At 69.7% G+C, this 12,205-nt stretch carries 11 protein-coding genes; 2 read left to right on the forward strand and 9 right to left on the reverse strand.

The window, feature by feature from the left end:
* Nucleotides 1–35: 35 nt before the first annotated feature.
* Nucleotides 36–1,424, forward strand: a complete 1,389-nt coding sequence (locus AB0D59_RS03110; RefSeq protein WP_362560046.1) for a DUF3500 domain-containing protein — start codon at nt 36–38, stop codon at nt 1,422–1,424.
* Here the strand turns inward: AB0D59_RS03110 and AB0D59_RS03115 are convergent.
* The 5 genes from AB0D59_RS03115 to AB0D59_RS03135 all read right to left on the reverse strand — a co-directional run bounded on the left by AB0D59_RS03115 (nt 1,379) and on the right by AB0D59_RS03135 (nt 6,694).
* Nucleotides 1,379–2,242: a lysophospholipid acyltransferase family protein gene (locus AB0D59_RS03115; protein ID WP_362560049.1), complete on the reverse strand. Its 864-nt coding sequence runs from the start codon at nt 2,240–2,242 to the stop codon at nt 1,379–1,381. The two genes, AB0D59_RS03110 and AB0D59_RS03115, sit on opposite strands and share 46 nt — an antisense overlap.
* On the reverse strand, nt 2,242–3,006 hold the full coding sequence (locus AB0D59_RS03120) for a GNAT family N-acyltransferase (protein WP_362560847.1): 765 nt from the start codon (nt 3,004–3,006) through the stop codon (nt 2,242–2,244). The genes AB0D59_RS03115 and AB0D59_RS03120 overlap by 1 nt, the downstream gene beginning before the upstream one ends.
* Before the next feature lie 318 nt (nt 3,007–3,324).
* On the reverse strand, nt 3,325–4,074 hold the full coding sequence (locus AB0D59_RS03125) for a succinate dehydrogenase/fumarate reductase iron-sulfur subunit (RefSeq protein WP_362560051.1): 750 nt from the start codon (nt 4,072–4,074) through the stop codon (nt 3,325–3,327).
* Entirely contained in the window at nt 4,071–6,020 is a 1,950-nt protein-coding gene (locus AB0D59_RS03130; RefSeq protein ID WP_362560053.1) for a fumarate reductase/succinate dehydrogenase flavoprotein subunit, read from the reverse strand. Before AB0D59_RS03130 ends, AB0D59_RS03125 begins: the two co-directional genes overlap by 4 nt.
* 2 nt (nt 6,021–6,022) lie before the next feature.
* Nucleotides 6,023–6,694: a succinate dehydrogenase gene (locus tag AB0D59_RS03135; RefSeq protein WP_362560850.1), complete on the reverse strand. Its 672-nt coding sequence runs from the start codon at nt 6,692–6,694 to the stop codon at nt 6,023–6,025.
* Between the two features lie 119 nt (nt 6,695–6,813).
* Here AB0D59_RS03135 and AB0D59_RS03140 point away from each other — a divergent pair, with 119 nt between their 5' ends.
* Nucleotides 6,814–7,698: a LysR substrate-binding domain-containing protein gene (locus AB0D59_RS03140; protein ID WP_362560055.1), complete on the forward strand. Its 885-nt coding sequence runs from the start codon at nt 6,814–6,816 to the stop codon at nt 7,696–7,698.
* Nucleotides 7,699–7,819: 121 nt separating this feature from the next.
* Here the strand turns inward: AB0D59_RS03140 and AB0D59_RS03145 are convergent, their stop codons facing one another.
* The 4 genes from AB0D59_RS03145 to AB0D59_RS03160 are packed head-to-tail and all read right to left on the reverse strand — an operon-like array spanning nt 7,820 to nt 12,183.
* Nucleotides 7,820–8,737: a carbohydrate ABC transporter permease gene (locus AB0D59_RS03145; RefSeq protein WP_362560056.1), complete on the reverse strand. Its 918-nt coding sequence runs from the start codon at nt 8,735–8,737 to the stop codon at nt 7,820–7,822.
* Nucleotides 8,734–9,660: a sugar ABC transporter permease gene (locus AB0D59_RS03150; RefSeq protein ID WP_362560058.1), complete on the reverse strand. Its 927-nt coding sequence runs from the start codon at nt 9,658–9,660 to the stop codon at nt 8,734–8,736. The genes AB0D59_RS03145 and AB0D59_RS03150 overlap by 4 nt, the downstream gene beginning before the upstream one ends.
* Entirely contained in the window at nt 9,657–11,060 is a 1,404-nt protein-coding gene (locus AB0D59_RS03155) for an extracellular solute-binding protein (protein WP_362560061.1), read from the reverse strand. The genes AB0D59_RS03150 and AB0D59_RS03155 overlap by 4 nt, the downstream gene beginning before the upstream one ends.
* 25 nt (nt 11,061–11,085) lie before the next feature.
* Entirely contained in the window at nt 11,086–12,183 is a 1,098-nt protein-coding gene (locus AB0D59_RS03160) for an enolase C-terminal domain-like protein (protein ID WP_362560064.1), read from the reverse strand.
* Between the last annotated feature and the right edge of the window lie 22 nt (nt 12,184–12,205).

The following is a 12,205-nucleotide window of genomic DNA, read 5'->3' on the forward strand; positions in this document are numbered from 1 at the left end:
AGGAATGCTTCAGGTTGCCCCTGGAGTTTGGGCGTATGCATGGACACCACCCCCGCACCCCCGAAGCCGAGCGCACCCGCCGCTGGTTCATGAACAAGGCGTTGCTCGTCGGCGGTGCCGCCGCGCTGGCGACCATGACCGGCTGCTCCACCGGCTCGTCCGACACGTCGAGTTCGGCCTCCGGCGCGCCCAGCGGCGGTATGCCCTCCGGCGGCCCCGGCGGTGCCGGCGGCATGGGCCCCGGCCAGTCCGAGGTCAAGTACAAGGACTTCGTGGGCCTCACCACGGACGGCAAGGTCGTCGACGACCTGTACTCCATCCACTCCACCGACGTCTCCACGGACAAGGTCGTCAAGGCCGCGCAGGCGTTCCTCGACGGGCTCAGCCAGAAGGAGCGCAAGTCCTCCACCTTCGACGTGGCCGACGACGAGTGGCTGGCCTGGAGCAACGTCGACGGCTATGAGCGCAAGGGCGTCCGGATGGGTGACATCGCGGACGCGAAGCGGGAGTTGGGCTACGCGCTGCTCGGCGCGGCGCTGTCCGCGAAGGGGCTCACCCAGACCCGCAACATCATGAAGCTGAACGCGTTCCTGGGCGACTACAACGGCGGCAACCGGGAGACGCTCACCGAGGGGGCCTACTTCTTCACCTTCATGGGCACCCCGTCGACGAGCAAGCCGTGGGGTTTCCAGTACGAGGGCCACCATGTGGCGATCAACTACTTCGTCCTCGGCGACCAGGTCGTCATGACGCCGACCTTCATGGGTTCCGAGCCGACCTCGGCCACCTACCAGGGCGAGAAGATCACCCTGTTCAAACCGGAGACCAAGGCCGGTCTGGCCCTGCTGCGCTCCCTCACCTCGGCCCAGCGCGGCAAGGTGATCGACGCGGAGGTCAGCAAGTCCGGCACCGACATGAAGGCGGGCGCGGGCGCCGACAACCTCAAGCTCGCCTACCAGGGCCTGCCCGGCTCCGAGCTCACCTCGGCCCAGCGGGACAAGCTCCTCGACCTGGTCGGCGTCTACGTCGGCTACATGGACGACGGCCACGCCGGGGTGAAGATGACGGAGGTGGAGAAGCACCTGGACCAGACGTACTTCTACTGGCTGGGCGAGACCAAGGACACCTCGGCCTTCTACTACCGGGTGCACAGCCCGGTCGTCCTCATCGAGTACGACGCCCAGTCGCCGCTGGCCTACGGCACCACGACCGGCGGAGGCGGCCAGCCCTCGAGGCAGCCCACGGGTCAGATGACCGGGCAGCCCACCGGTGGCATGCCCACCGGCCAGCCGGGCGGCGGCGGTGGCATGGGCGGCCCGGGCGGCACGCCGACCCAGCAGCACATCCACACCGTCATCCGCACGCCCAACGGCGGCGACTACGGCGTCGACCTGCTCAAGCTCCACTTGGAGACCGACCACTGAGAGCCCTTGCCCGGGCTCACCAGAGCCGCGTGCGTCCAGGCCGGCCCGTGGGTCACCGGCTGGGCGGCGCGGGCGAGGGTGCGACGGTCCGGGTGGCGGCCGGCCGGTATCAGCGGCCGTATGTCCACCTCGGCCACCAGGCCGCGGGTCGACACCACTCGCCACAGGGAGGCCAGCAGCGTGTCCTCGCCGACATAGGCGGGCACGGTGCTGGCCTCGCCGGCTTCCAGCCGGTAGTGCAGCCGCACCGGCTGCACGGGCGCGCCGGCGTCCAGGGCGGCCTGGAACACGGCCCGGCGGAACCGGCCCTGGGCCCGGCCGCACCAGGTGCTGCCCTCCGGGAAGGCGACCACCGCGGCGCCCTCCCGCAGCGCGCCCGAGATCCGGCCGACCGTGTCCGGCAGCGCGCGCAGCCGGTCCCGGTCGATGAACAGCGCCCCGGCGCCGGCCACCAGCGCGCCGGCCACCGGCCACTCGCGGATCTCCCTCTTGGCGAGCATCCGCGCGGGCCGTACGGCGGCCAGCAGCGGGATGTCCATCCAGGAGATGTGGTTGGCGACAAGGAGCACCCCGCCGCTGTTCGGCGCATGGCCGGTGGTCCGGACCCGGACGCCGGCGGCCCGGACGACCAGCCGGGAGAACCGGCGTACCCACTCGGTGGGGATCCGCCCACCAAGCGGCAGCAGCATGATCGCAACCAGCATCAGGGCCACGACCGCGGCGAACCGCAGCACGGCGCGGGGAACGACCATGAGGGACCCCGCGGACTCCACGCACGCGCCGGGGGTGCAGGGCGCGCTGGGCAGCCAGACGCTCATCAGGCCGGGACGAGCGAGAGGAAGTGCCGCAGATAGCGCGCGTTGACCCGGCGCATCGACAGCAGGACGTACATGTCGGCGACCCCGAAGTCGGGGTCGTGCGCGGGCTCGCCGCACACCCACGCGCCAAGGCGCAGGTAGCCGCGGAGCAACGCGGGCAGTTCGGTACGGCCCTCCGGGGCCGGCCCCTCAGGCACCCAGGGGCGCAGCGGTCGTACCCGCAGTTCCTCCGGGGCGAGGTGCTTGGCCTGCACCCGCTCCCAGGTGGCGGCCGCGAGAGCGCCGCCGTCAGCGAGCGGGACGGAGCAGCAGCCGGCCAGCCACTCGTGGCCGCGGTCCACCATGTACCGGGCTATGCCGGCCCAGATGAGGCCGATGACGGCGCCGTCGCGGTGGGCGGGGTGCACGCAGGAGCGGCCGACCTCGACCAGTCCGGGGCGGATGTCGGCGAGCGGGCTCAGGTCGAACTCGCCCTCGGAGTACAGGCGGCCGGCGACCGCGGCGCGCTCGGGCGGCAGCAGCCGGTAGGTGCCGACGACTTCGCCGGTGAGGGCTTCCCGGATCAGGAGGTGGTCGCAGAACGCGTCGAAGGCGTCCACGTCCAGACCGGGTTCCGGCCCGTCGAGCCGGGCGCCCATCTCTCCGGCGAACACCTGGTAGCGCAGTCGCTGCGCGGCCCGGACGTCGTCCTCGTCACGGGCGAGCTGCACCAGATAGCCGGAGTCCCCGGGCGGGGCGGCGAGAGCAGGGGGTGAGGCGGGCATGGCGGTCATGGAGGTCTCCTGCGCCGAGCGGTAGCTGAGGAAATCTGCACCTGCTTTCTTCCTTGGCAGGCTGGACTCGGCGTGACGTGCGCGGGACCCGTGGATGTGCGGCTGCTGAATGCCGGGATTCGGTGGCTGACTCACCCCCGCGCGTGTGCCTGTGGACGCGCTGCAGCAACGCTACCGTGACCCGGCCGGGACGTTGCGCGCCCTTGGCGCGACGGTTGGCGAACGACGAAACGGGGCCGGGGAGCACCAGCCCCGGCCCCGCCCGTCCGCACTTGTCGGCGAACGTTCATCTACGCGCCTCCTACGGCGCTACCGCTTTCCCGCCTTCCGGGTGGCCCGCAGCCACTCCTTGTTCATGCTCGTGATGGACACCAGCGGGATCCCCTTCGGGCAGGCCGTCGCGCACTCCCCTGTCAGCGTGCACCCGCCGAAGCCCTCGTCGTCCATCTGGGCCACCATGTCCAGCACCCGCGTCTCCCGCTCGGGCGCCCCCTGCGGCAGTACGTTCAGATGGTTGATCTTGGCGGAGGTGAACAGCATCGCCGCCCCGTTGGGGCAGGCCGCCACACACGCCCCGCACCCGATGCACTCCGCGTGCTCGAACGCGAAGTCGGCGTCGGCCTTCGGCACCGCCGTGGCGTGCGCCTCCGGCGCGGCCCCGGTCGGCGCGGTGATGTAGCCGCCGGCCTGGATGATCCGGTCGAACGCGGACCGGTCGACCACCAGGTCCTTGATCACCGGGAAGGCGGACGCCCGCCACGGCTCGATGTCGATCGTGTCGCCGTCCTCGAAGGACCGCATGTGCAGCTGGCAGGTGGTGGTCCGCTCCGGACCGTGCGCGTCCCCGTTGATCACCAGAGAGCACGCGCCGCAGATCCCCTCACGGCAGTCGTGGTCGAAGGCGACCGGATCCTCGCCGCGCAGGATGAGTTCCTCGTTGAGGGTGTCGAGCATCTCCAGGAAGGACATGTCCGACGAGATGCCGTCCACCTCGTACGTGGACATCGCTCCGTCGGCGTCGGCGTTCTGCTGCCGCCAGACGCGCAGGGTGAGCTTCATGCGTAGCTCCGCTGGGTGGGGTGGACGTACTCGAAGACCAGGTCTTCCTTGTGCAGCACCGGGGCGTCCCCGGTACCGGTGAACTCCCAGGCGGCCGCGTAGGAGAACTCGTCGTCCCTGCGGGCGGCTTCGCCGTCCGGCGTCTGGGACTCCTCGCGGAAGTGACCGCCGCAGGACTCGGCGCGGTGCAGCGCGTCGAGGCACATCAGCTCGGCCAGCTCCAGGTAGTCGACGATGCGGTTGGCCTTCTCCAGGGACTGGTTGAACTCCTCGCCGGTCCCGGGCACCTTGACGCGCCGCCAGAACTCCTCGCGGATCTGCGGGATGCGCTCAAGTGCCTTGCGCAGCCCCGAGTCCGTCCGGGCCATACCGCAGAACTCCCACATCACTTCGCCGAGTTCACGGTGGAAGGAGTCGGGGGTGCGGTCGCCGTCGACGGAGAGCAGCAGGTTCAGCCGGTCCTCGGTCTCCGCCAGCACCTCCTGTACGACGGGGTGTTCGGGCGTCACCGGGTCCTGGTGGGGGTTGCGGGCGAGGTAGTCGTTGATGGTGGCCGGCAGTACGAAGTAGCCGTCGGCCAGGCCCTGCATCAGCGCACTCGCGCCGAGCCGGTTCGCCCCGTGGTCGGAGAAGTTGGCCTCGCCGACCGCGAACAGCCCGGGGACGGTGGTCTGGAGGTCGTAGTCGACCCACAGTCCGCCCATCGTGTAGTGCACGGCGGGGTAGATCCGCATCGGCACCTGGTACGGATCCTCGTCGGTGATCCGCTGGTACATGTCGAAGAGGTTGCCGTACTTGGCCTCGACGGCATTCCGCCCCAGCCGCGCGATGGCGTCGGCGAAGTCCAGATAGACGCCCTGTCCGCCGGGCCCGACGCCCCGCCCCTCGTCGCAGACGTTCTTCGCGGCCCGGGAGGCGATGTCACGCGGGACGAGATTGCCGAAGGACGGGTAGATGCGCTCCAGGTAGTAGTCGCGCTCGTCCTCGGGGATCTGGTTGGCGGGCCGGGTGTCGCCCTTGGCCCTGGGCACCCAGATCCGGCCGTCGTTGCGCAGCGACTCGCTCATCAGGGTGAGCTTGGACTGGTGGTCGCCGGTGCGCGGGATGCAGGTGGGGTGGATCTGGGTGAAGCACGGGTTGGCGAAGTAGGCGCCGCGCCGGTGCGCCCGCCAGACGGCGGTGGCGTTGGAGTTCATGGCGTTCGTCGACAGGTAGAAGACGTTGCCGTAGCCACCGCTCGCCAGGACGACGGCGTCCGCGAAGTAGGTGTCGATCTTCCCGGTGATCAGGTCCCGGGCCACGATCCCGCGCGCCCGCCCGTCGACCACGATCACGTCGAGCATCTCGGTACGCGGATGCATCTCCACGTTCCCGGCGGCGATCTGCCGGCTCAGCGCCTGGTAGGCGCCAAGGAGCAGCTGCTGGCCCGTCTGGCCGCGGGCGTAGAAGGTGCGGGAGACCTGGACACCGCCGAAGGACCGGGTGTCGAGCAGACCGCCGTACTCGCGGGCGAACGGCACGCCCTGGGCCACGCACTGGTCGATGATCTCGACGGAGATCTGCGCGAGCCGGTGGACGTTGGACTCCCGGGCCCGGAAGTCGCCGCCCTTGACGGTGTCGTAGAACAGCCGGTGGACGGAGTCGCCGTCGTTGCGGTAGTTCTTCGCCGCGTTGATCCCGCCCTGCGCGGCGATGGAGTGGGCGCGGCGCGGGGAGTCCTGGTAGCAGAACTGGACGACGTGGTAGCCCTGTTCGGCGAGCGTGGCCCCGGCGGAGCCGCCGGCGAGACCGGTGCCGACGACGATCACGGTGTGCTTGCGCCGGTTGGCGGGATTGACCAGCTTGGCCTCGAAGCGGCGGGTGTCCCAGCGCTCGTTGACGGGGCCGGAGGGGGCCTTGCCGTCGGCGACGGCTTCGCCGGTCGTGTAGTTCACGTAGTCGGTCATGTTCAGCTCACCACTCCGGTCATGACACCCACGGGTACGGCGATGAAGCCGGCCGTGAGCAGCAGCGCGAGGACGTTGGCCGTGGCCTTGAGGACGCGGTCGCGGGTGCGGCTGCCGACGCCGAGGGTCTGGGCGGCGCTCCAGAAGCCGTGCCGGACGTGCAGGCCGAGCGCGAGCATCGCGACGATGTAGATGACGTTGCCGTACCAGGTGGAGAAGGTGTCCACGACGTTCTGGTACGGGTGGCCCTCCTGGAAGCCGCCGGAGTGCACGGTGCCGGTGGTCAGGTCGAGGATGTGCCAGACGATGAACAGGGCGAGGATGATCCCGCCCCAGCGCATGGTGCGGGTGGCGTAGCCGGCCCGGGGCCTGCTGTGCACGTACTTGGTGGGGCGCGCCCTGATGTCACGGCGGCTGAGCTGGTAGGCGGACGTGGCATGCGCGACCACGGCGACGACCAGGACGATCCGGATGAGCCAGAGCGTCCACTCGTAGTGCATGAAGGGTTCGCCGATGGTGCGCAGCCAGTGGGCGTAGTGGTTGAACTCGCCCGCCCCGAAGTAGATCTTCAGGTTGCCGATCATGTGCACGACCAGGTAGAGCAGCATGATCAGGCCGCTGACGGCCATCACGGTCTTCTTGCCGACGGAGCTGTCCCACATCGTGCGTGCCATGGACGGCCGTCGGTCCGTCCGCGTTGCCAGAGCCATGTTCAGGACGGTAGAGCCCGGACACCCGATCGGTCCAAGACATGGTCCGGCTCGATTCCATAGCCAGAAGCTATCGTGTCACCATGCAGTTCCAGCAGCTTCAGTACTTTGTCGCCGTCGCCGAGACCCGGCACTTCACCCGGGCCGCCGAGCTGGTCCATGTCGCCCAGCCGTCGCTGTCCCAGCAGATCAGGGCGCTGGAGCGGGAGCTGGGGGCGGATCTCTTCCTGCGGGCGAGGGGCAACATCACCCTCACCGACGCGGGCGAGGCCCTGCTGCCGCTGGCCCGGCGGATCCTCGCGGACGCGGACACCGCCCGGCACGAGGTGCAGGAGCTGGTACAGCTGCGGAGCGGGCGGGTGCGGCTGGGGGCGACGCCGAGCCTGTGCACCGGGTTGCTGCCGGACGTGCTGCGGGCCTTCCACGACCGGTATCCCGGGATCCAGCTGCTGATCGAGGAGGGCGGCTCCCATGACCTGGTTCGGGAGCTGGCGCGCGGGGCGCTGGATCTGGCGCTGATCGTACTGCCGCTGCCGCCGGCGTCGCCCGCGCTGACCACGGTGGAGCTGTTGCGGGAGGACCTGGTGGTGGTGTCCTCGCCCGAGGCGACGGTGCCCGGGCGGGGGCGGGGCGGGGTGAAGATCTCCGACCTGGAGGGGGAACGGCTGGTGATGTTCCGGCACGGGTACGACCTGCGGGAGCTGACCGTCGCGGCGTGTCGCTCCGCCGGCTTCGAGCCGGGTTTCGCTGTTGAGGGGGGTGAGATGGACGCGGTGCTGGGGTTTGTGCGGGCGGGGCTCGGGGTGGCCGTGGTGCCTCGGATGGTTGCCGCTCGTTCGGGGCGGGGGTTGCGGGTGACGCCCTTGGCACGGCCGGGGTTGCATCGGACGATCGCGTTGGCGCACCGGAGTGATGTGGCTCCGCCTCGGGCGGCGCGGGAGCTTCAGAGGATGCTGTTGGAGAGGTGACGGAGCGTGGTCGGGTGCGGGTGCTTCGTGGCTGGTCGCGCCCACGCGGCGGAGCCGCATGTTGATACAGCCCCGCGCCCCTTACGGGGCGCTGTGGGCGGCGTGCCTTTCCAGGCGCCGTTCATTCCTTGGTGGCCCCCGCGAGCATCCCCGACACCAGTGTGCGCTGGGAGAAGAGGAAGAGGACCAGGACCGGCAGGATCGCGATGATGATCGCCAACGCCAGTTCGGGGATGGTGATGTTCAGGCCCGCCCCGGCCACCGGGTTGAACGACGGGGTGGAGGTGAGGAGTTGGTTGAGGCCTACCTGGACCGGGAACTCGTTGCTGTTCGGGAGGACCAGGTAGGGGAGGAAGAAGTTGTTCCAGTTGCCTACGAAGCTGAAGAACGCGACCAGGCCGATCACCGGCTTCGCGAGCGGTAGCGCTATGCGGGAGAAGAGCTGCCATTCGGTGCAGCCGTCGATCCGCGCCGCCGACAGCAGGTCCCTGGGCAGGCTGCTGCCGAAGTAGATGTACACGAGGTACACGCCGAACGGGTAGAAGGAGAAGGGCAGGATCACCGACCAGACGGTGCCGATGAGGTGGAAGCGGTTGAGCTCCAGGAAGACCGGCAGCACCAAGGTGGCCTGCGGCATGATCATGGTGACCAGGGTGATCACGAGGAGCGTCTTGCGACCCCTGAACTTCGTCAGGGCCAGCGCGTAGCCGGCCGGGACGCTGACGGCGAGAGTCAGGACGAGTGAACCGCCCGAGTAGATCGCCGAGTTCTTCAGCCAGGTGAGCATCGCGCCGTCCTGGAAGGAGAAGAGATGGTGCCAGGCCGCACCGATCTGCCCGAACGATCCGAAGGACAGAGGATTGTTCCGGACCATCTCCCCCGCCGTCTTGGACGGGGCGAGCAGCAGCCAGACCACCGGCAGGACGAAGAACACCAGCAGGAAGGCCAGCAGCAGGGCCACGACCAGGAAGGAAAGGGCTCGGGACGGCCGGACGACGCGTCGGGGCGCCGCTGCCGGGGGCAGAGTTGATTGCGTCATGACTCATCCAACTTGAACAGGTTCGAGCGGGCGACCAGCAGGCCCGCGGCCAGGAGTCCCACGGCCAGCAGGACGACGGAGATGGCGGCGGCGCCGTTGAAGTCGCCCTGCTGGAAGGCGTACACGTAGGCGAGCTGGTTGGGCGACCAGGTGGGGCTGACCCGGCCGAGGCTGGCCGTCTGGAGCAGCTGGGGTTCGACGAACAGCTGGGTGCCGGTGGCGAACGCCATGATGGTCATGTAGACGATCCACTGCCGGATCATCGGGATCTGGATGTGCCAGGCGGTCCGCCAGGGTCCCGCGCCGTCCATCCGGGCGGCTTCGAGGACCTCGTCGGGGATGTTGTTGAGCGCCCCGTACATCACCACCATCCAGCCGCCCGCGCCGGTCCAGAAGGCGATGAGCATGAGGATCCACGGCAGGTTGGCGGGGGCGAGGACGGCCGCGAAGGTCTGCATGCCCATGCTCTTCAGCAGCCAGGACACCGGGCTGACGTCGGGATCCAGCATGAACAGCCAGACCAGGACGCTGGCCACCCCGGCGAGGGCGCCGGGAATGTAGTAGAGGAAGCGGAAGAGGGCCGAGGTACCGGGGCGGACCCGGCCGCGCAGGATCACGGCGACCAGGACAACCAGGACCACGAGCGCGGCCAGCCACAGCAGCAGGTAGATCAGCATGTGGGTGAAAGCCGGCCCGAAGCGGTAGTCCTGGACCACCTTCACGAACTGGTTCAGGCCGGTGAACTGGCCCCGGTCGTTGGTGAACGCCAGGTAGAAGGAGTACGCGGTCGGCACGATACCGAAGGCGAGCAGCAGCAGCGCGTAGCCGGCGACGAAGAAGTAGCCCGCGCGGCCGCTGCGCCGCGGCGGGGTGCCGCGACGCAGCGGGGAGACGGCGACGCGCTCGGTCTCCAGCAGGGTCACTGGTTCTCCACCTTGTATCCGTGTGCCTTCGCCTCGTCGCCGATCTCCTTCTGCCAGGCCGGGAGCGTGTCGGTCAGGCTCTTTCCGGCGGTCAGCGCGGGCAGGACGACACTGGACCAGGCGGTGGCGTCCGAGAACCTGGTGTTCGACCAGCCGGTCCACACCTCGTCGGCGGCCTGCTCGAACGCCTCGCTGACATCGTCGGCGAAGTAGTCGCTGTTGGCGGGGTTCTTCAGCCACGCCTCGGCCGCCTTGGTGTAGGCGGGGTAGGTGGGCGCCGACGCCTGGTTCTCGTCGGAGGTGGTCAGCCAGGTGACCAGGTCCGTGGATGCCTTGAGGTTGGCGCTGTGCGAGGACACCAGCCAGACCCCGCCGCCGACGTTGCCGGTGGCCGCCTCGGTCTCACCCGCCCAGGTGAGCGGGGGCGCCGCGGCGATCTGCTTGGCCGGGGTGTTGAAGGCCGCCTTGAAGAGGTACTGGCCGTACCAGGACGGGCCGTACGCCATCAGGACCTTGCTGCCGCTCTCCTTGGCGAAGCCCTGGCTGAAGAAGCCCTTGGTGGTGACGGCCTTGGCGTCGATCAGGCCGTCCAGGAGCTCGGCCGTGCGGGTGCAGTTCTGGTCCTGGAGGTCGGTACGCAGGGTGTCCGGCTTCACCAGGTCGAACGCCGGGCACTGGCCGGACCAGAAGTACGACTCGTGGGAGTTGGTGTCGCCGACCGAGCCGACGAGGTAGCCGGGGTGCTCCTTGGCCACCTTCTTGCCGAGGGCCTCGTACTCCTCCCACGTGGTGGGGACCTGGTAACCCCACTTGTCCATGAGGGACTTGTTGTACCAGAGGACGACCTGCGCGATGTCGTTGCGCAGGCAGTAGGTGTGGCCGTTGAACTGGCAGGGGGTCAGGGAGCCCTTGGCGAAACCCTTCAGCGTGCTCTGCGGGACGAGCTTGTCGTCCAGCGGGGCGGCGAACGGCTGCGCGCCCGGCTTGGTCGGCTCGGAGGCCCAGGTGACGTCGGTGGGCGAGCCGAACACCACGTCCGGCCAGCCGCTGCCGGTCCGGTCGAAGAGCTGCACCTTGGACTGGAGGTAGGTCGAGCCGTCGGCGCCGCCGTCGTACGTGACGATGTCCATCTTCACGTCCGGGTGGGCCTTCTGGTACTTCTGCACCGACGGCAGGCGGGTGGAGTCCGTCCACACCGTGATCTGCGAGCCGTCCTGCTGCGTGGCCGGCTTGAACGTCGACCGGTCGGAAGGGGAGGACTGGGCGGTGGTGTCGGCGCTGGCGCAGCCGGCCAGCAGCGCCGCGGTGGACAGGGCGAGCGCGGCGGCCGCGGTGCGCAGAGCGGTGCGGTGGCGGCCCGGTCTCGGGGCCCCAGTTCTCATGGACGTGGAAGACCTCATCGTCTTGCCTTTCTGTTCTTGCCGGTCAGCGCGGCTGTTCCACGAACGGCAGGAGTTCGCTGCCGTAGCCGAGGTCGAGGGGAAGGGCGATGCCGGGTCCCGTGGGGGCGTGGACCAGGCCCCGGTCGTCCACGTGGCGTTCGCGTACGACCGTGGTCGCGGTCACCAGGGACTCGTAGTAGGTGGTGTTGGAGATGGCCATGCACAGGTGGTGGTTGGGGATGTCCGAACCGTGCACCTCGGCACGGAGCCGGTAGGCGTCGGCGAGGTGGGCGGTGCGCATGGCGCCGGTGATGCCGCCCCGCAGGGTGGTGCCGGCCCGGACGCCGAAGGTGGCGGCGCCGGCCCGGATGAAGTCGGCGGAGTTCATGTGGGCCCCGTCGGAGGTCTCGGCGACCAGCAGCGGGACGTCGACGGCCGCGGCGAGCTGCTGGTAGGCGGAGACGCTGAACTCGCGCATCGGCTCCTCGTACCAGAGGTAGTCGGCCTCGGAGAGGGCCCGCCCGAGGCGGATCGCGTCGGGCAGGTCGAAGCCGGCCGAGCCGTCGTACATCAGGGGCACGTCCGGGCCGACGTGCGCGCGCAGGGCGAGGCAGAGCGCGGCGTCGCGGCGGGCGTCGCCCCAGGCGTGCAGTTTGATGCCGCGGTAGCCCAGGTCCAGGCACTGGTCGGCGACGTCGAGGAACTCCTCGGTGGTGGCGAACGTCGACGTCGAGGCGTAGGCGGGGATGGCTTCGCGGAAGCCGCCGAGCAGTCGCCAGACCGGCTGGCCGTGGTAGCGGCCGGCCAGGTCCCACAGGGCGATGTCGATCAGGCCCAGGGTGGGGAGCGGGAGTTCGTGGATACGGTCCAGCTCCCACACCCGGTGCCACAGCCACTCCCGCTGGAACGGGTCGGCCCCGACCAGTTCCTCGCGGAAGACCCGGTCCACCAGCTCGGTGAGCGTGGTGAAGGCTCCCGGGCGGGCGAACAGGGCCACTCCCTCGACCCCCTCATCCGTGCCGATGCGCAGCACCGCGCCGTCGCCGACCGGAGCGCTGCCGCTCAGACCCTCCCGCCAGCGGAAGGGCGGGCTGGCCGCCGGAACGTCGATCCGGTGTACTTCGACATGGGTGATCTTCATCCTGGCTTTCGTTTTCTGTGGG

The organism is Streptomyces sp. NPDC048417 (assembly GCF_040651615.1).
Taxonomy (GTDB): Bacteria; Actinomycetota; Actinomycetes; order Streptomycetales; family Streptomycetaceae; genus Streptomyces.

What these genes read in the sequence shown, in the direction of transcription:
- AB0D59_RS03145 (WP_362560056.1), bottom strand. Translation starts at nt 8,737, where the DNA reads ATGACGCAATCAACTCTGCCCCCGGCAGCGGCGCCCCGACGCGTCGTC.
- AB0D59_RS03120 (WP_362560847.1), bottom strand. Translation starts at nt 3,006, where the DNA reads ATGCCCGCCTCACCCCCTGCTCTCGCCGCCCCGCCCGGGGACTCCGGC.
- AB0D59_RS03160 (WP_362560064.1), bottom strand. Translation starts at nt 12,183, where the DNA reads ATGAAGATCACCCATGTCGAAGTACACCGGATCGACGTTCCGGCGGCC.
- AB0D59_RS03135 (WP_362560850.1), bottom strand. Translation starts at nt 6,694, where the DNA reads ATGGCACGCACGATGTGGGACAGCTCCGTCGGCAAGAAGACCGTGATG.
- AB0D59_RS03130 (WP_362560053.1), bottom strand. Translation starts at nt 6,020, where the DNA reads ATGACCGACTACGTGAACTACACGACCGGCGAAGCCGTCGCCGACGGC.
- AB0D59_RS03155 (WP_362560061.1), bottom strand. Translation starts at nt 11,060, where the DNA reads ATGAGGTCTTCCACGTCCATGAGAACTGGGGCCCCGAGACCGGGCCGC.
- AB0D59_RS03110 (WP_362560046.1), top strand. Translation starts at nt 36, where the DNA reads ATGCATGGACACCACCCCCGCACCCCCGAAGCCGAGCGCACCCGCCGC.
- AB0D59_RS03115 (WP_362560049.1), bottom strand. Translation starts at nt 2,242, where the DNA reads ATGAGCGTCTGGCTGCCCAGCGCGCCCTGCACCCCCGGCGCGTGCGTG.
- AB0D59_RS03140 (WP_362560055.1), top strand. Translation starts at nt 6,814, where the DNA reads ATGCAGTTCCAGCAGCTTCAGTACTTTGTCGCCGTCGCCGAGACCCGG.
- AB0D59_RS03125 (WP_362560051.1), bottom strand. Translation starts at nt 4,074, where the DNA reads ATGAAGCTCACCCTGCGCGTCTGGCGGCAGCAGAACGCCGACGCCGAC.